Below are 16,710 nucleotides of genomic sequence, written 5' to 3'. Positions count from 1 at the left end.
GGGCTCCCCTGGCCGCCGTACCGTAAGGCAGAATGTCCTCCTCTACCTCCGATCCGACGAGTGCTTCCGACGTCGCTCCCCACACGGGACCCCGTCCACTGCGCATCCTGATCGGATGCGACACCTTCGCGCCCGACATCAACGGTGCCGCGCGCTTCGCCGAGCGCCTCGCCGCCGGTCTCGTGCAGCGCGGCCACGACGTGCATGTCGTCGCCCCGAACCTGGTCTACCGCCGCACGCCCGCGCGGACGGAGGTCATCGAGGGCGAGCCGATGACTCTTCACCGACTGCCCTCGGTGCGCTGGGCTCCGCATGACTGGCTGCGCTTCGTCTGGCCGTGGCGCGTGAAGCACTACGCCCGCAAGATCATCGACGATGTGCAGCCCGACGTCGTGCACATCCAGTCGCACATCGTGATCGGTCGCGGCCTCTCGCGGATTGCTCACGAGCGGGGCATCCCGGTGATCGCGACGAACCATGTGATGGCCGAGAACATCCTCGACCACACCACGATGCCGAAGTTCATCGACGATCTCGTGCTGCGGTGGGCGTGGGGAGACGCGAAGCGCACCTTCGCACTGACCCGCGCGATCACGACGCCGACGCGTCGAGCAGCCGACTTCCTCGAGCGCACCGTCGCCGTCGAGAACGTCATTCCCGTCAGCTGCGGCATCGACCGCACCCAGTACACGCCGGTCGTCGCGCCCCGTGACGCGAATCGCATCATCTTCGTCGGCCGACTGACCGCCGAGAAGCAGGTCGAGGTCATCCTGCAGGCGATGACGAAGCTCGACCCCGCCCTGCACGCCACGTTCGACATCGTCGGGGGCGGGGATCAGCGCAAGCAGCTCGAGAATCTCTCGCACCAACTCGGCCTCGCCGACCGCGTGACGTTCCACGGACGCACCAGCGATGAGGAACTGCGGGCGCTGCTCTCGCGTGCCTCGGTCTTCACGATCGCCTCGATCGCCGAGCTGCAGTCGATCGCGACGATGGAAGCCATGGCCTCAGCGCTCCCGATCGTCGCGGCGGATGCCGTCGCACTGCCGCACCTCGTGCACGACGGCGAGAACGGCTACCTGTTCGAACCGGGCAATGCCGATGCCCTGGCGGCGCGGCTCACCGATGTGCTGACCGCGTCACCCGGGGAGTACGCCCGCATGCAGCAGGCATCTCTCGACGGCGTCGCGATCCACGACATCAACCGCACGCTCGACACCTTCGAGGCGCTGTACCGCGACGAGCCCCTGCCCGAGTGACGGCACCCGCCATGCACATCGTCTTCTTCGGCGATCAGCACCTCGACTCGCTCGGCGGGGCGCAGGTGTCGATGCGGCTGCAGCGCGAGTTCCTCGAGCGCGCAGGCCACACCGTGACCGTCGTGGCACCGAAGATGCACGGATCGCGGGCTGCAGGCGGCACCGATCCCTCGAACGTCGACCTGCCGTCGGTGCCGATCACCGTCGACCGCGAGTATTCGATGAGCTGGCCCGGACGCCGCACGGATCGCTTCCTCGATCGGGCGCTGACGCATCGACCGCCCGTGGATCTCGTGCATGTCCAGGCGGACTTCTGGGGTGCGTTCATCGGGCACCGATATGCGGCTCGACACGGTATTCCCGTCGTGCACACCATGCACAACCGCGTGGACGTGGGGATCGCCGCGGTCACCCCGCTGCATGGACCGGTGCTCTCTGCGTTGAACATCTGGCGGCGCCGGGCGCTCGCGGGGGTGGTGCCGACGATCGGCGGCAGTGACGGCTGGGCGTTCCTGCGTGGAATCGCCGGCGGCGCGTCAGCGGTGACAGCACCGTCGACCCACTTCGCCCGACGCCTCGAAGAGCATGGGGTATTCAGTCCGGTCGATGTGGTGTGGAACGGCATCGACGACGACATCCGCGACGCGACCCTCGCCGCCGCGCCCGGCGAGCGTGAACCGGGGCGCCCCCGTTTCGTCTGGCTCGGGCGCATGAGCCCCGAGAAGCGACTGCTCCCCTTCCTCGAGGCCTTCGTCGAATCGGGAGTCGATGCCGATCTCGAGATCATCGGCGGAGGCGCCCAGCGAGCCGCGGCCGAGAAGATCGTCGAGGACCTGCCGACGGTCCGATTCGCCGGCAAGCTCAGCTATCCCGACACGCTGGCGCGAATCGCCGCCGCTGACGCGCTCGTGCAGACCTCGATCGGCTTCGAGACGCAGGGGATGACGCCGTTCGAGGCGGCGACGCTCGGCACGCCGTCTGTGATCAGCGACCCCGACATCGCCGCAGAACTGGGTGGCGGTCTCTGGGCTGTCCCGGGTGCGTCAGGCACCGAGGACCAGCGACGGGCGGGTCTCGTCGAGACGCTGCGCCGCGCGGCATCCGACATCGCTGCCGGCACCGCACCTCTGCCCATGCGCGAAGTCTCGGAGTCGTTCCGTCAGTCGTCGCGCACCGCCGCGATGATCGAGGTCTACGACCGCGTGCTCGCGGCCGAGTCTCGCACTCAGAACCCGAAGTAGTAGAACAGGTTCGACACCCACGAGACGAGGGTGCCGACGACGGCGCTGCCGCCCACGCCGATCGCGATCGCCGCGAGCAGGTGAGGTGCCGGGCGCCGAAGCGCGATGAGTCCCAGCACCAGACCGGCACCCGCGCCGGCCAGCACGATGAGATTCACGAGGTTCGACAGCAGATCGACGAACTGGTAGCCGACGCTCATGTACATGAACGGGGTGACGATCTGGAAGAAGAGCCCCACGGCCGCGGCACTCACCGCCACGATCAACGCGGTGCGACCGAGGCTCCCGGGCCGCGGTGCTGTCTGCCCTGATGTGTACGGCGGCGTCGCGACTCCGTAGGGCTGGCCTGGCTGTCCGTAGGGCTGGGCGGGCTGTCCGTAGGGCTGGCCCGATTGTCCGTAGGGCTGGCCGCGTTGCGCGTACGGCTGGCCGGGCTGCATATATGGCCTGCCCGAATCCTGGGGGGCGTCTGGGTTCTGCTGCTGGTCGCTCATCGATTCTCCGGACGGTCAGAAGGGAAGTGCGTAGAAGAGATTCGACACCCACGAGATGACGATTCCGACGAGCTGCGATGCGGTGACGCCGATCGCGATGCCGGCGAGGATCTTCGGCCCCGGTCGTCGCACCGACATCAGGCCGAGGATGAGTCCGACGACGGCGACGACCAGCACGAGTCCGTTGCCGATCGCCGAGAACGCGCCGATCGCGAAGGGGTCGCCCGTCATCCGGAACATCAGAGGGTACGACAGCGTGACGACAAGCCCGATCGCGAGCGAGACCAGAGCGAGGAGGAAGGCGGTGCGCCCGAGGCCGGCTCCGGGCTGGGACGGACGCTGCTCGCCCGGGTACGGCTGTCCGGCATAGCGCTGTCCGGCATAGGGCTGTCCGGCATGCTGCTGTCCGGGGTAGGGCTGTCCGGCGTGCGGCTGGCCGTCGTGCGGCGCGTGCTGCGGTTGCGGCGGCTGCGGTGTCGGCTGCGGTGTCGGTTGCGGTGTCGGCTGCGCCGGATAGTGCGAGCCCGCGTAGTCAGGGGGAGTTCCGTGTGGCTGCGCGGGAGGCTGCTGGGGCTCGCTCATGTACACGAGCGTAGCCGCGCATGCCGGCGCGCAGGGAGATTCCGCTCCGGTTCAGCGATAGACGCGCCCGGTCTCCGCTCGGTCGAGCGCGTCTCGATCGGCGACGCGGGACCAGTCAGTGGGAACGCGTCGGTATCCGTCGCGGCGGAGTTCGATGACCGTGGACACGAGAGCCCACACGGCGAGGGCTATGAGTGCGATGATGAGGAACATGGCAGAAACGCTACGATCACTGTTGATCTGCCACGAGTGGCAGAATAGACTCTGCACGTAGGAAAACTGCCAAACCGGGAGAGCGCCATGATGAAGACCGTCGCCTGCGTCGTCCAAGACGGATTCGCGCCGTTCGAGTTCGGCCTCGCCTGCGAGGCGTTCGGACTGGACCGGTCGAACGACGGGGTCCCGAACTTCGACTTCCGGGTCGTCGCTCCGCACCCCGGTGTCGTGCAGTCGAAGCTCGGTTTCTCGATCAACGTCGAGCACGACCTGTCGTTCGCCTACGAAGCGGACCTCGTCATCCTGTGTCCGGTTCCCCGGGAGTACTGGACGCAGATCGACCCGCTGCTCCTCGAGGTCGCCCGCGACGCGGTCGCGCGCGGCGCTTGGGTGCTGACGATCTGCAGCGGATCCTTCATCCTCGGCGCCGCCGGAGTGCTCGACGGGCGTCGGGCGACCACGCACTGGATGTACTCCGACGTGATGGCCGAGATGTATCCCGAGATCGACATCGACCCCGACGTGCTCTTCGTGCAGGACGACCGCATCATCACGAGCGCAGGCACAGCGGCGGGCATCGACGCCTGCCTGCACCTGCTGCGGATCGAGCTCGGGGCCGAGCTCACCAACCGCATCGCCCGTCGCATGGTCGTGCCGCCGCAGCGCGACGGAGGCCAGGCGCAGTTCATCGACCGTCCGATCCCCGTCGCGCAGAACGATTCGCTCGCCGCCGTCGCGGACTGGGCCGTCGCGCACCTCCGCGACGATCTCGGCGTCGACCAGCTCGCGGCCCGCGCGCTCATGTCTCCCCGCACGTTCGCCCGACGGTTCAAGGCGGAGTACGGCGCGACTCCGGCGGCCTGGCTGGCGCGGCAGCGTGTGCTGCACGCCCAGCGGATGCTCGAGCGCAGCGATCTGTCGCTCGAGCAGATCGCCGACGAGTGCGGCTTCGGGTCGGCGGCCGTGCTTCGGCAGAACTTCTCGCGGGTGCTCGGCACCACCCCGACGGCCTACCGTGCGCGCTTCTCGTGCGCCGACGACGGCGAGTCGTCTGCGGCCTGAGCGCGGCACCGCGCGACGCACGCTGCGACGCACGCTGCGACGCACGCTGCGCTCAGCGCCGCACGCTGCGCTCAGTGACGCTCGCTGCTCAATGATCCCAGTGGCCGGGGCTGGGAAGCGCGCGATAGTCGACGTCGACCCCGTCGGGGGTGACCGCGGCGGTGCAGTACAGCAGCGACTGGGTCGGGTAGCCGTGCGGACGGTTGTCGCGGATGATCGCCCGATCGTCCTCCGGGTCCAACCGCGCCGACGAGGCGAGCAGGGTCGTCCACTCGCCGGTCCAGTCGCCGCTGTCGGCCGCGGGCCCGAGCGCCCGGAACTCCGGCAGCCACGCCGCGATCCGGGGAGTGCCGAGGTCGTCGAGGTCGTCGTGCGCGATCATGTGGATGCCGTCGCCGAGCGGTGTCTCGCGCAGCTCCGCGCCGTCCCAGCTCAGCACGCGGGCTCCCTCCGGCCGAACCTCGAGCAGGTTGAAGCCGTGCATGGGAAGCGGAGCCACCGGGGACCGCCCCATGACCGATTCGAGGGCGAGCGAACCGCGAGAGACGGCGACGTCTGCCGCGAGATCCACGACGTCGGCGCGGTTCAGCAGCACTGCGAGTCGTCTCTCCGCCGCATTCACTGCGAGCCACGCGCCACCGGCACGCCGGTCGCGGATGCCCGAGACCCCGGGGTAGGCGTCCGGCCACCATTCGCCGAGGGCATCCCACTCCCGTTGCGGGTCTTCATCGCGCACCGCGAGCAGTCGCGCGGTCTCGGATCCGGCCACATCGATCACCACGGTGCACACGAGATCCAGTCTAGAAGCGCGTCGCAGTCCCGGGCCCGCGACGTCGGATGCTGGGGCAGAATCGAACCGTGAACATCGTCGTCGGGGTTACGGGTGGCATCGCCGCATACAAGACAGTGCACCTGGTGCGTCTGCTGACCAAGGCCGGACACGAGGTGACCGTCGTTCCGACCGAGGACGCCCTGCGATTCGTCGGCACCCCGACGTGGGAGGCTCTGAGCCGGCATCCGGTCACGACGAGCGTGCATGACGACGTCGCGCGGGTGCGTCATGTCGCACTGGGCCAGAACGCCGACCTGGTGGTCGTCGCCCCCGCGACGGCGAACTCGATCGCGAAGATCACCGCGGGCATCGCGGATGACCTGCTCGGCACCACGCTGCTCGCGACCGAGGCTCCGGTGCTGCTCGCGCCGGCCATGCACGCCGAGATGTGGCGCAACGCCGCCACGCAGGCGAACATCGCGACCCTGAGGTCGCGCGGAGTGCACCTGGTCGGCCCGTCCGACGGCGAGCTCGCCGGCGGCGACAGCGGGCCCGGCCGCATGTCGGAGCCGGAGCAGATCTTCGAGGTGGCCCTCGCGCTCCTCGCGCCGCGTGACCTCGGCGGGCTGGGTGTGGTCGTGTCCGCGGGCGGCACCAGGGAGCCGATCGATCCCGTGCGCTTCCTCGGCAACCGGTCGAGCGGCCGACAGGGCATCGCGCTCGCGGTGGACGCCGCAGCCCGCGGCGCGAACGTCACGCTGGTCGCCGCCAACATCTCAGCCGATGTGCTGGCCGATGCCCGGCATCCGTCCGTCAGGGTCGTCCAGGTCGGGACCGCGGCCGAGCTCGCCGACGCGATGAAGGATGCCGCCGGGGCTGCCGACATCGTCATCATGGCCGCCGCGGTCGCCGACTACCGCCCCGCGACGGTGTCGGAGCACAAGCTCACCAAGGAGCAGGGCGTTCTCACGCACCTCGACCTGGTCGAGAACGAGGACGTGGTCGCCGCGCTCGCGGCATCCCGCGCCGACGGCCGTGCGCCGCAGGGGCAGACCATCGTCGCCTTCGCGGCCGAGACCTCGGAGGACGCGGACGAACGTCGCGAGCGCGCTCGCCGCAAGCGCGAGCGCAAGGGCGTCGACCTGCTCGCGGTGAACCTCGCGAACGCCGATCACGGCTTCGAGAAGCGCGACAACGCGGTCGAGATCGTCGGGGCGGGAGGTGAGGTCGTGGCATCCGCCGCCGGATCGAAGCGCGAGGTCGCCCGCGTGATCCTGGATGCCGCGCGCAGAATGCGCTAAACTTGAGTCACATCCACTCAACTTTGTGGATGCCGACCCGAAGGAGTCTCCCCAGGAGGAGCACATGCCAAGCCCGCAGAGCAGTCCCCAGAACGATGACCAGCAGTCCGCCCTCCAGCAGTTCGGTATCAATCTGACCGACCGTGCCCGACAGGGCAAGCTCGACCCCGTGATCGGGCGAGACAGCGAGATCCGTCGAGTCAGCCAGGTGCTCACCCGTCGCACGAAGAACAACCCCGTGCTGATCGGCGAGCCCGGCGTCGGCAAGACGGCCGTCGTCGAGGGGCTCGCCCAGCGCATCGTGGCGGGTGACGTCGCCGAGTCGCTCAAGGACAAGGAGCTCGTGTCGCTCGACATCTCGGCCCTCGTCGCCGGGGCGATGTACCGCGGCCAGTTCGAGGAGCGGCTGAAGAGCGTCCTCAAGGAGATCACCGAATCCGACGGGCAGATCATCACCTTCATCGACGAGCTGCACGTGCTCATGGGCGCGGGCGGCGGCGAAGGCTCGGTCGCGGCGTCGAACATGCTCAAGCCGATGCTGGCCAGGGGCGAGCTGCGGCTGATCGGCGCGACGACTCTCAACGAGTACCGCGAGTTCATCGAGAAGGACGCCGCTCTCGAGCGTCGCTTCCAGCAGGTCTACGTCGGTGAGCCCACGGTCGAGGACACCATCGCGATCCTCCGGGGGCTCAAGGGCCGCTACGAAGCGCATCACGGGGTGACGATCGCCGACAGCGCGCTGGTCGCCGCCGCGGCACTGTCGAACCGGTACCTGCCGGCCAGGCAGCTTCCTGACAAGGCGATCGACCTGATCGACGAGTCGATGTCGCGGCTCAAGATGGAGATCGATTCGTCTCCGGTCGAGATCGACCAGCTGAAGCGTCAGGTCGACCGCATGAAGCTCGAAGAGCTGGCGCTCAAGCGCGAGAAGGACGCCGCGTCGAAAGAGCGGCTCGCGGCCCTCCGCGAGCAGCTCGTGGGCATGGAGGCGCAGCTCGCCGAGCTCGAAGCCCGCTGGGCGCGCGAGCGCCAGGGCCTCAACCGTGTCGGCGACCTGAAGAAGCAGCTCGACGATGCGATCACCCAGCGCGACCTCGCGATGCGGGAGGCCGACTACACGCGCGCCTCGAAGCTCGAGTACGAGACGATCAAGCGCCTCGAACGCGACATCGCCGAGGCCGAGCAGGCCGAGGCGACGGTGTCGACCGAGGGTCGCATGGTCAACGAGCAGGTCACCGACGAGGACATCGCCGCCGTGATCGCCGCATGGACCGGCATCCCCGTCGGGCGACTGCTGCAGGGTGAGAGCGAGCGACTGCTGCACCTCGAATCCGAGCTCGGCAAGCGCCTGATCGGACAGAAGGATGCCGTGAAGGCCGTCTCCGATGCCGTGCGGCGCTCGCGTGCGGGCATCAGCGACCCCGGTCGCCCGACCGGATCGTTCCTGTTCCTCGGCCCGACCGGTGTCGGAAAGACCGAGCTGGCGAAGGCCCTGGCCGACTTCCTGTTCGACGACGAGCGCGCCATGGTGCGCATCGACATGTCGGAGTACGGCGAGAAGCACTCCGTCTCCCGGCTCGTCGGAGCCCCTCCCGGGTACGTGGGCTATGAGCAGGGCGGTCAGCTGACCGAGGCGGTGCGACGGCGTCCCTACAGCGTCGTACTGCTCGACGAGGTCGAGAAGGCGCACCCCGAGGTCTTCGACGTGCTGCTGCAGGTTCTCGATGACGGTCGACTGACCGACGGACAGGGCCGCACGGTCGACTTCTCGAACGTCATCCTGATCCTCACCTCGAACCTCGGTTCGCCGATCCTCATCGATCCGACGCTGTCGCCCGATGAGAAGCGCGAGCAGGTGATGGCGCTCGTGCACCAGGCGTTCCGGCCCGAGTTCCTCAACCGTCTCGACGACATCGTGATGTTCTCCGCGCTCAGTCAGGACGACCTGGCGCAGATCGTCGAGCTGTCGATCGACCAGCTGCACGACCGCCTGCGCGATCGGCGACTCACTCTGGCGGTCACGCCCGACGCGCGGTCGTGGCTCGCCGAGCGCGGCTACGACCCGATGTTCGGCGCCCGGCCGCTGCGGCGTCTCATCCAGACCGAGGTGCAGAACAAGCTGGCCACGGCGATCCTCTCGGGCGGAGTGCACGACGGCGACCTGGTCAGGGTCGACGTCGCGGTCGACGGCAGCGGGCTCATGCTCACGTCGACGTCACCCGAACCCGAGCCCGATCTCGGATCCGACGACGACGATGTGATCGACGCCGAGCTGCTCGACGAGTAGGAACCGGCCATGTGCCTCGGTCACCCCCGGGCATGACAAGAGGGGCGGATGCCATGGCATCCGCCCCTCTTGTGTGTCGCCCGTGGGCGATGCGTCAGGCGCTGAGGATGACGGTCTCGTCGATCGGGCGACGCACGCGCGGGGCGACCTCGCCCTGCTGGAGTCCTTCAGGAAGACCGGCGGCGTCACCGAGCTCACCGACAGCGATGACGGTGAGGGCGGAGAATCGCGGCGACAGGTCGGCGAACTCGCGGATGACCTCGGGGTCGAAGCCGCTCATCTGGTGCACGAGAAGACCCTCGTGGTGGGCCTGCACCGAGAAGTGCGCGACGGCCTGGCCGAGGTCGTAGACCGCGTGGCTGATCGCCTTGCCCTCTTCGGACTCGGTCTCGGCGATCGCGACGACGAGCGCCGAGGCCTTCGAGGCCCAGAGCTGGTTGAACTCGACCAGCGAGTCGACGACCTGGTCGAACAGTGCGGTGCCGCGGCGAGCGACGATGAACCGCCACGGCTGCAGGTTGTAGGCCGACGGCGACCAGCGTGCGGCCTCGAGGGCGGCGTTCAGCTTGGCGTCGTCGATCGTGGTCTCGGCGTCGTAGGCGCGGGGGCTCCAGCGGCCGGCGAGGACGTCGAGGACGGGGTGCTCGGTGGGGGCGGTGCGGTCGATCACGGGAGTGCTCACGGAAGTGCCTTTCGAAAAGGAGTCGATCGGACTCCTTCGTCCGGGTACGAGGGTCTCAACAGATGTATGTGAACGCATATTCCCGATGACGCGAGATGACGTCGGGGGACGATCCGCGCTCAGTCCAGCAGGTTGCGGGATGCGGCGGAGGCGAGAGCTCGCCGCACCGCACGGATCGACGGCGCTGCGGCCGATACCCGACGAGCGGAGGAGAAGATCTCCCGACGTGGCTCATCGGGCAGCGGCGTGAGCGCGACGGTCGGTGCCTCGCCGGCCCACACGAGCTCGGGAAGGAGTCCGACGGCGAGACCGGCGCGGATCAGACGCACGTGCGCCGTGAGATCGGCGACCTCGAAGCGCACGTCGGGCTCGAAGCCGGCGGTGCGGCACAGCTGCTCGGCCCAGGCTCGCGACGCCGTGCCCGCGGGTTCGAGCACCCACGGCGCATCCCTGGTCGACCAGAGCGCGGCGACGGCGTCCTCGGCATCCCGGGTCCCCGGCTTCCTGGCCAGCGTGATGGAGTCGTGCACGAGCACCACCCGATCGAGGTCGGCGTGGATCGGGCGGGTGCGACCGGGGTACTGCTCGGCGAGGATCAGGTCGAAGTCGCGGCTCGAGACGCCGACGAGCCCGGTCTCGGGATCGCTCTCGGTGACCTCGACGCGCAGGGCCGGATGCTGCTCGCGCAGCGCGTTGAGCGCCCCGGGGAGCAGGGAGTGCGCCGTCGATTGGAAGACCGCGATGTGCACGGTGCCGGTCACCTCGGTGAGCGATTCGGCGACCGCCACCTCGGCGTGTTCGAGCTGATCGAGGATGCCGATCGCCTCGGCCACGAGCACGGTGCCCTGCGGGGTGAACTGCACGCCGCGCCCCACCCGGCGGAGCAGCGGGACGCCGACGTCTCGTTCGAGGGCGCTGAGCTGCTGCGACACCGAAGCCTTGCTGTACGAGAGCGCATCGGCGACGGCCGAGAGCGTGCCGCGACGAGACAGTTCGACCAGCATCCGCAGTCGGTTGACGTCGAGCATCCTGAGCCTTTCGGAGTCGTCCCCATCGTTCACTCCGGCTGAACAGAATGGTCCCGAATCGGTTGATAGACGTAGCCTACCGGCGAGGCTGACAATGATCGAGCCGCACACGTTCCCGGGTGTGCGATCCCCCTGGAAGGCTCACCCCGATGACTGTCGTCGCCGACACCACCACCCCCGACACCACGCCGAGCACCGACGAGGTCGCCGCCCTCGTGCAGCGTTGGCTCACCGAGAGCGAGACGCACCCCGTCGAGCCCGCAGCGCAGCGTCTCTCCGAGGTTCTCAAGGACCCGAACGGACTCGCCTTCACGGTCGGCTTCGTCGACGGCGTGATGCGCCCGGAAGACCTCAGTGTCGCCGGCCGCGCTCTCGCCGACCTCTCGGACATCACGCCCTCGCTGCTGCCCGGCTACCTCCGCGCCGCGATCAAGACCGGCGGCTTCTGGGCGCCCAAGCTGCCCGGCGTCGTCGTGCCGATCTCGCGCCGCGTGCTGCGCGCGATGGTCGGGCACCTCGTGCTCGACGCGACGCCGTCGAAGCTCGGCCCGGCGATCGCGAAGCTGCGCAAGAGCGGCAACCGCCTGAACCTCAACCTCCTCGGCGAGGCGGTGCTCGGCGAGCGTGAGGCCGGCCGCCGCCTGCAGGGCACCTACGACTTCCTCGCCCGCAAGGACGTGGACTACGTGTCGATCAAGGTGTCGAGCGTCGTCAGCCAGCTGTCGATGTGGTCGTTCGACGAGGCTGTGGCCGACGTCGTCGAGAAGCTCACCCCGCTGTACGAGCTCGCCGCGACCTCGGAGGCCGCCGGCAAGACCAAGTTCATCAACCTCGACATGGAGGAGTTCCGCGACCTCGACCTGACGATCGCGGCGTTCACCAGCATCCTCGACCAGCCCGGGCTCGAGAACCTCGAGGCCGGGATCGTGCTGCAGGCCTACCTGCCCGATGCGCTCGGCGCGATGCAGCATCTCCAGGAGTGGGCCTCGGCTCGCCGCGCGAAGGGCGGTGCGCCGATCAAGGTGCGCGTCGTCAAGGGCGCGAACCTCGCCATGGAGCACGTCGACTCGGCGGTGCACGGCTGGCCGCTCGCCACCTACGGCACCAAGCAGGATTCCGACACGAACTACAAGCGGGTGCTCGACTGGTCGATGACGCCCGAGCGACTGGATGCCGTGCGCATCGGCGTCGCGGGACACAACCTCTTCGACATCGCATACACCTGGCTGCTGGCGCAGGCCCGCGGGGTGACGGATGCCGTCGAGTACGAGATGCTCCTCGGCATGGCGACGGGTCAGGCCGAGGCCGTCCGCAAGGACGTCGGTCAGCTGCTGCTCTACACGCCCGTGGTGAACCCGGCCGAGTTCGACGTGGCCATCGCGTACCTCGTGCGCCGCCTCGAGGAGAACGCGAGCCCGGAGAACTTCATGTCGGCCGTGTTCGAGCTGGCATCGGACCCCGCACTGCTCACTCGCGAGCGTGAGCGCTTCGAGCGCTCCCTGGCCGGTCTCGAGGCCGACCGCTCCGTGCCCTCGTCGAACCGCGTGCAGGACCGTGCGGCCGAGGCCGCCGCGGGTGCCGGTGGTGAGGTCACCACCGGTTTCGAGAACCAGCCCGACAGCGACCCGGCGATCGCCGCGAACCGCACCTGGGGTCGCGAGATCCTGGTGCGGTCGGTGGAGTCGACTCTGGGTCTCGACTCGATCGCTCTCGCCAAGGTCGAGACGACCGACGAGCTCGACGGCATCTTCGCCGCCGCATCCGCCGCCGCCGTGCGGTGGGCCGCCCTGCCGGCCGCCGAGCGTGCGGCCGTGCTGCACCGCGCGGGCGACGAGCTCGCAGCCCGTCGCGGCCAGCTGATCGAGATCATGGCCCACGAGGCGGGCAAGACCATCGCCGAGGCCGACCCGGAGGTCTCGGAGGCGATCGACTTCGCGCACTACTACGCCGAGCGTGCCCTCGACCTCGAGAACGTCTCGGGTGCGGAGTTCGTCCCGTCGAAGGTCACCGTGGTGACGCCGCCGTGGAACTTCCCGGTCGCGATCCCCGCCGGTGGAGTGCTCGCCGGCCTCGCCTCGGGCTCCGGTGTGATCATCAAGCCCGCCAAGCTCACGCAGCGCTGCGGCGCGGTCATGGTCGAGGCGCTGTGGGCGGCCGGTGTGCCGCGTGACCTGCTCGCCCTCGTCGATCTCGCGAACCGCGATCTCGGCACGCGCCTCGTCGCCAGCCCCGAGGTCGACCGGGTCATCCTCACCGGTGCCTACGAGACGGCGCAGCTGTTCCGCTCGTTCCGCTCCGACCTGCCGCTGCTCGCCGAGACCAGCGGCAAGAACGCGATCATCGTGACGCCGTCGGCCGACCTCGACCTTGCGGCCGCCGACGTCGCCCGCAGCGCGTTCGGCCACGCGGGGCAGAAGTGCTCGGCGGCATCGCTCGCGATCCTCGTGGGCTCGGTCGCCGACTCGCAGCGCTTCGAGCGTCAGCTGGTCGACGCCGTCACCTCGATGCGCGTCGGCCTGCCCGACGACCCGGCGACCCAGATGGGACCGATCATCGAGCCGGCGAACGGCAAGCTGCTCACGGCGCTGACGACTCTCGAAAAGGGCGAGCGCTGGCTCGTCGAGCCGAAGAAGCTCGACGACGAGGGGCGTCAGTGGACTCCCGGCGTCAAGATCGGCGTCGCTCCGGGCTCGACCACGCACCTGACGGAGTTCTTCGGACCCGTGCTCGGCATCATGCGCGCGAAGGACCTCGACGAGGCGATCCGTCTGCAGAATGCCGTCGACTACGGCCTCACCGCCGGCATCCACTCGCTCGACTCCGATGAGGTCGCCACCTGGCTCGACCAGGTCGAGGCCGGCAACCTCTACGTCAACCGCGGTATCACCGGCGCGATCGTGCAGCGTCAGCCGTTCGGCGGCTGGAAGCGCTCCGCGGTCGGTGCCGGCGCGAAGGCCGGTGGCCCGAACTACCTGTTCGGCCTCGGAGAGTGGGCCCCGGCCGAACTTCCCGCCGCAGCGCCCGGCGCCGCCGTGAACTCGGCCGTCGAGGCCGTGCTCGCCGCTGCGGGTGCAGACCTCGGCGCCGTCGAGATCGAGTGGCTGCATCGCGCCGCCGCGTCCGACGAGCGTGCCTGGGTCGACGAGTTCGGCGCCGTGAGCGACAAGTCCGGTCTCGGTGTCGAGCGCAACGTGTTCCGGTACCGCCCGGTCGCCGTCGACGTGCGCATCGCCGAGGCGGCGTCGCTCGCCGACGGCATCCGCGTGATCGCCGCTGCGCTGCGCAGCGGCAGCCCGTTCACGGTGTCGGCATCCGCTCTGCCGTCTCGCGTCGAGAAGGCGCTGCGCGCGCAGGGCGTGACTCCGAAGATCGAGAACGACGCCGCCTGGGTCAAGCGCTACGCGAAGGCCGCGGCGAAGGCCGAGCACACCTGGCAGCGCGTGCGCCTGGTCGGCGGCGATGCGTCGGCCCTGTTCGAGGCCCTCGGCGGCACGCCCGATGTCGCCGTCTGGTCGCACGCCGTGACGGGCGCGGGTCGCGTCGAGATGCTGCCGTTCCTGCACGAGCAGGCCGTCTCGATCACGAACCACCGGTTCGGCAACCCGACGACCCTGTCGGAGGGCCTGATCTGATCCCGGACTGTGACCGTCTGAACGACGAGGCCCCACCCTGCAGACGTCTGCGGGGTGGGGCCTCGTCGATGGAGGGATGTCCGAGCGACCTCAGCCGCGCAGCGCCTCGCCGAGCTTGACCCGCGACCCCATGCGCAGCAGCGAGTTCTCGTAGATCTTCGCGCCGATCATGATCGCCGCGACGCAGCTGGCGAGCAGGATCACGAGGCTGAGCAGCGGCTCCCACCACTGCGCCTCGCCGACGAACAGCCGCATCGGCATGCCGACCGGAGCCGAGAACGGCACGTACGACATGATCGTCAGCACCAGCGGGTTGTCGTTGAAGAAGATGACCAGGATGTACGGCGCCATGATCAGCATCGTGATCGGGGTGGTGGTCGAGCCGATGTCCTCCTGACGCGAGACCATCGATGCGGCAGCGGCGAACAGGGCCGCCAGCAGGATGAAGCCGAAGAGGAAGAACACGGCGAACCAGATGATCGGTGCGCCGAGGGTCGACAGCACCTCGCGTTGACCCGTCGCTATGAGACCGATGGTGGCGACCGCGGCGAGGGCGAGGATCTGCCCCATCGCGAGGATCGTGTTGCCGATCACCTTGCCCGCCAGCAGCGTGCGGGCCGAGATGGTCGACAGCAGGATCTCGACCACGCGGGTCTGCTTCTCCTCCACGACGCTCTGCGCGATGGTGCCGCCGAAGGTCGCCGCCGCACCCATGAAGACGACTCCGAACGCGATCGCGATGAAGTACCGCAGCAGCGGGTTCGTCGTCGCCGGTTCGAGGATCTCGATGTCGGGTGCCTGCGACAGCGCCGACACGAGGCTGGTCGGTGCGTCCTTGAGAGCGATGATCGTCACCCCGGTCGGTCCGTCGCCGGGGAGCACCGCGGCGTCGACCTTCTCCGATCGCACGAGCTCTTCGGCCGCGGCCTGGTCGGCGACCTCGGTGATCTCGACCGCGGGGAGAGCCGACACCTCGGATGCCGTCTCGGAGGTCACTGCGACGGGCATCGCATCGGTGTTCTTGCTCGCGAAGCCCCCGATCACGATGCCGGCGAGGGCGAGCAGCAGCAGGATTCCGGTGGAGATCAGGAACGCCTTGCTGCGCAGCTTCGACCCGATCTCCCGCTCGGCGACGAGCCAGATCATCGATGCCTGTGAGGGCGAGCCTGCAGACCCGGTGGTGTTCGAGGCGCTCACTGGATGACCTCCTTGAAGATCTGGGCGAGGGACGGATGCTTGGGGGCGAAGCTCGCGACGTCTCCGCGTTCGACGGCGGTGCGCAGCACGCGCTGCGCGGTGTCGGCGTCCTCGGCGTCGAACAGGGCGTAGCCGCCCTCGAAATCGATCACGGTCACGCCGGGCTCGGCGCGCAGCCAGCCGGCATCCCCGGCGGAGACCAGCTCGTAGCGGTCGCCGGCGTGCTGAGCGCGCAGCCCGTCGCGCGAGCCGGCCGCGCGGATCGTGCCGCCGGCGAGGATCACCAGGTCGTCGCAGAGCCGCTCGACCACATCGAGCTGGTGCGAGGAGAACAGGATCGACGCTCCCTTGGCGGCGCTCGCCTGGAGCACCGACGCGACGACGTCGACCGCGAGCGGGTCGAGGCCCGAGAACGGCTCGTCGAGGATGAGCACCTCGGGGTCGTGCACGAGAGCGGCGGCGATCTGCGCGCGCTGCTGGTTGCCGAGCGACAGCGACTCGATCGTGTCTCCCAGGCGCTCGCCGAGTCCCAGCTCGGTGAGCAGCGCGGTCGCGCGCGACTCGGCATCCGCCTTGCTGAAGCCGTGCAGACGGGCGAGGTAGACGATCTGCTCGAGCACCTTCATCTTCGGGTAGAGGCCGCGCTCTTCGGGCATATAGCCGAAGTGGCGCCGGTCGGTGCTCGACAGCGGCCGACCGTCGAGTGCGACGGTGCCCCCGTCGGAGCCGAGCAGCCCGAGGACGATGCGCATGGTCGTGGTCTTGCCGGCGCCGTTGCCGCCGACGAACCCGGTGAGGCGCCCCGGCGCCACCTCGAACGAGACGTCGTCGAGCACGCGCCGAGAGCCGTAGCTCTTGGTGATGCCGGTGAGTACGAGCTTTCCTGTGGTCATGCCTTCACGCTATGGCGCGGTGCGGGACCGCGGCATCCCCCACGTGGCGGATCTGCGGGCGGAG

At 69.2% G+C, this 16,710-nt stretch carries 14 protein-coding genes; 6 read left to right on the top strand and 8 right to left on the bottom strand.

Translation table 11 applies throughout. The features are described 5' to 3' along the window. The first annotated feature begins 32 nt into the window (after positions 1-32). Complete coding sequence (locus ACIPV5_RS00890) at positions 33-1,259, top strand: glycosyltransferase (protein ID WP_053098039.1); 1,227 nt, start codon at positions 33-35, stop codon at positions 1,257-1,259. After that, positions 1,256-2,500, top strand: coding sequence for a glycosyltransferase family 4 protein (locus tag ACIPV5_RS00885; RefSeq protein ID WP_400339002.1), 1,245 nt, complete (start codon positions 1,256-1,258; stop codon positions 2,498-2,500). Before ACIPV5_RS00890 ends, ACIPV5_RS00885 begins: the two co-directional genes overlap by 4 nt. Here ACIPV5_RS00885 and ACIPV5_RS00880 read toward each other — a convergent pair. Genes ACIPV5_RS00880 through ACIPV5_RS00870 form a run of 3 tightly spaced genes read right to left on the bottom strand, consistent with a single transcriptional unit; the run spans position 2,485 to position 3,789 of the window. Next, complete coding sequence (locus ACIPV5_RS00880; protein WP_400339000.1) at positions 2,485-2,994, bottom strand: hypothetical protein; 510 nt, start codon at positions 2,992-2,994, stop codon at positions 2,485-2,487. The two genes, ACIPV5_RS00885 and ACIPV5_RS00880, sit on opposite strands and share 16 nt — an antisense overlap. A gap of 15 nt (positions 2,995-3,009) precedes the next feature. Next, on the bottom strand, positions 3,010-3,576 hold the full coding sequence (locus ACIPV5_RS00875) for a hypothetical protein (RefSeq protein WP_400338997.1): 567 nt from the start codon (positions 3,574-3,576) through the stop codon (positions 3,010-3,012). Positions 3,577-3,627: 51 nt separating this feature from the next. After that, on the bottom strand, positions 3,628-3,789 hold the full coding sequence (locus ACIPV5_RS00870; RefSeq protein ID WP_171821952.1) for a hypothetical protein: 162 nt from the start codon (positions 3,787-3,789) through the stop codon (positions 3,628-3,630). Positions 3,790-3,879: 90 nt separating this feature from the next. Between ACIPV5_RS00870 and ACIPV5_RS00865 the strand changes: the two genes are divergently transcribed. Next, a complete protein-coding gene (locus ACIPV5_RS00865) occupies positions 3,880-4,854 on the top strand; it encodes a GlxA family transcriptional regulator (protein WP_171822003.1) in 975 nt (324 codons plus the stop codon). Between the two features lie 88 nt (positions 4,855-4,942). Here the strand turns inward: ACIPV5_RS00865 and ACIPV5_RS00860 are convergent, their stop codons facing one another. Next, the gene (locus ACIPV5_RS00860) at positions 4,943-5,644 is read right to left on the bottom strand and encodes an NRDE family protein (RefSeq protein WP_295104811.1); all 702 of its coding nucleotides are present in this window, start codon (positions 5,642-5,644) and stop codon (positions 4,943-4,945) included. A 68-nt stretch (positions 5,645-5,712) separates the two neighbouring features. Here ACIPV5_RS00860 and coaBC point away from each other — a divergent pair, with 68 nt between their 5' ends. Then, positions 5,713-6,927, top strand: coding sequence for a bifunctional phosphopantothenoylcysteine decarboxylase/phosphopantothenate--cysteine ligase CoaBC (gene coaBC / locus ACIPV5_RS00855; RefSeq protein WP_400338993.1), 1,215 nt, complete (start codon positions 5,713-5,715; stop codon positions 6,925-6,927). A gap of 64 nt (positions 6,928-6,991) precedes the next feature. Continuing rightward, complete coding sequence (locus ACIPV5_RS00850; protein WP_400338991.1) at positions 6,992-9,214, top strand: ATP-dependent Clp protease ATP-binding subunit; 2,223 nt, start codon at positions 6,992-6,994, stop codon at positions 9,212-9,214. Positions 9,215-9,308: 94 nt separating this feature from the next. On the opposite strand, the gene ACIPV5_RS00845 is transcribed toward ACIPV5_RS00850, so the two are convergent. Further along, positions 9,309-9,896 (bottom strand): nitroreductase family protein, encoded by a 588-nt coding sequence (locus ACIPV5_RS00845; protein WP_053098035.1) that lies wholly within the window; start codon positions 9,894-9,896, stop codon positions 9,309-9,311. A 119-nt stretch (positions 9,897-10,015) separates the two neighbouring features. Further along, positions 10,016-10,924, bottom strand: a complete 909-nt coding sequence (locus ACIPV5_RS00840) for a LysR substrate-binding domain-containing protein (protein WP_053098034.1) — start codon at positions 10,922-10,924, stop codon at positions 10,016-10,018. A gap of 149 nt (positions 10,925-11,073) precedes the next feature. Here ACIPV5_RS00840 and ACIPV5_RS00835 point away from each other — a divergent pair, with 149 nt between their 5' ends. Continuing rightward, on the top strand, positions 11,074-14,556 hold the full coding sequence (locus ACIPV5_RS00835; RefSeq protein ID WP_400338986.1) for a bifunctional proline dehydrogenase/L-glutamate gamma-semialdehyde dehydrogenase: 3,483 nt from the start codon (positions 11,074-11,076) through the stop codon (positions 14,554-14,556). Positions 14,557-14,646: 90 nt separating this feature from the next. Here the strand turns inward: ACIPV5_RS00835 and ACIPV5_RS00830 are convergent, their stop codons facing one another. Both ACIPV5_RS00830 and ACIPV5_RS00825 read right to left on the bottom strand, forming a co-directional pair. Next, entirely contained in the window at positions 14,647-15,702 is a 1,056-nt protein-coding gene (locus tag ACIPV5_RS00830) for an ABC transporter permease (RefSeq protein WP_295104212.1), read from the bottom strand. Between the two features lie 47 nt (positions 15,703-15,749). Beyond that, on the bottom strand, positions 15,750-16,646 hold the full coding sequence (locus tag ACIPV5_RS00825) for an ABC transporter ATP-binding protein (RefSeq protein ID WP_053098032.1): 897 nt from the start codon (positions 16,644-16,646) through the stop codon (positions 15,750-15,752). Between the last annotated feature and the right edge of the window lie 64 nt (positions 16,647-16,710).

This window comes from Microbacterium sp. NPDC090014 (assembly GCF_044748285.1).
In the GTDB taxonomy this organism is placed as follows: domain Bacteria; phylum Actinomycetota; class Actinomycetes; order Actinomycetales; family Microbacteriaceae; genus Microbacterium.
Note: the sequence above shows the minus strand (reverse complement) of the source record. Positions and strands in the feature narration are given on the sequence as shown.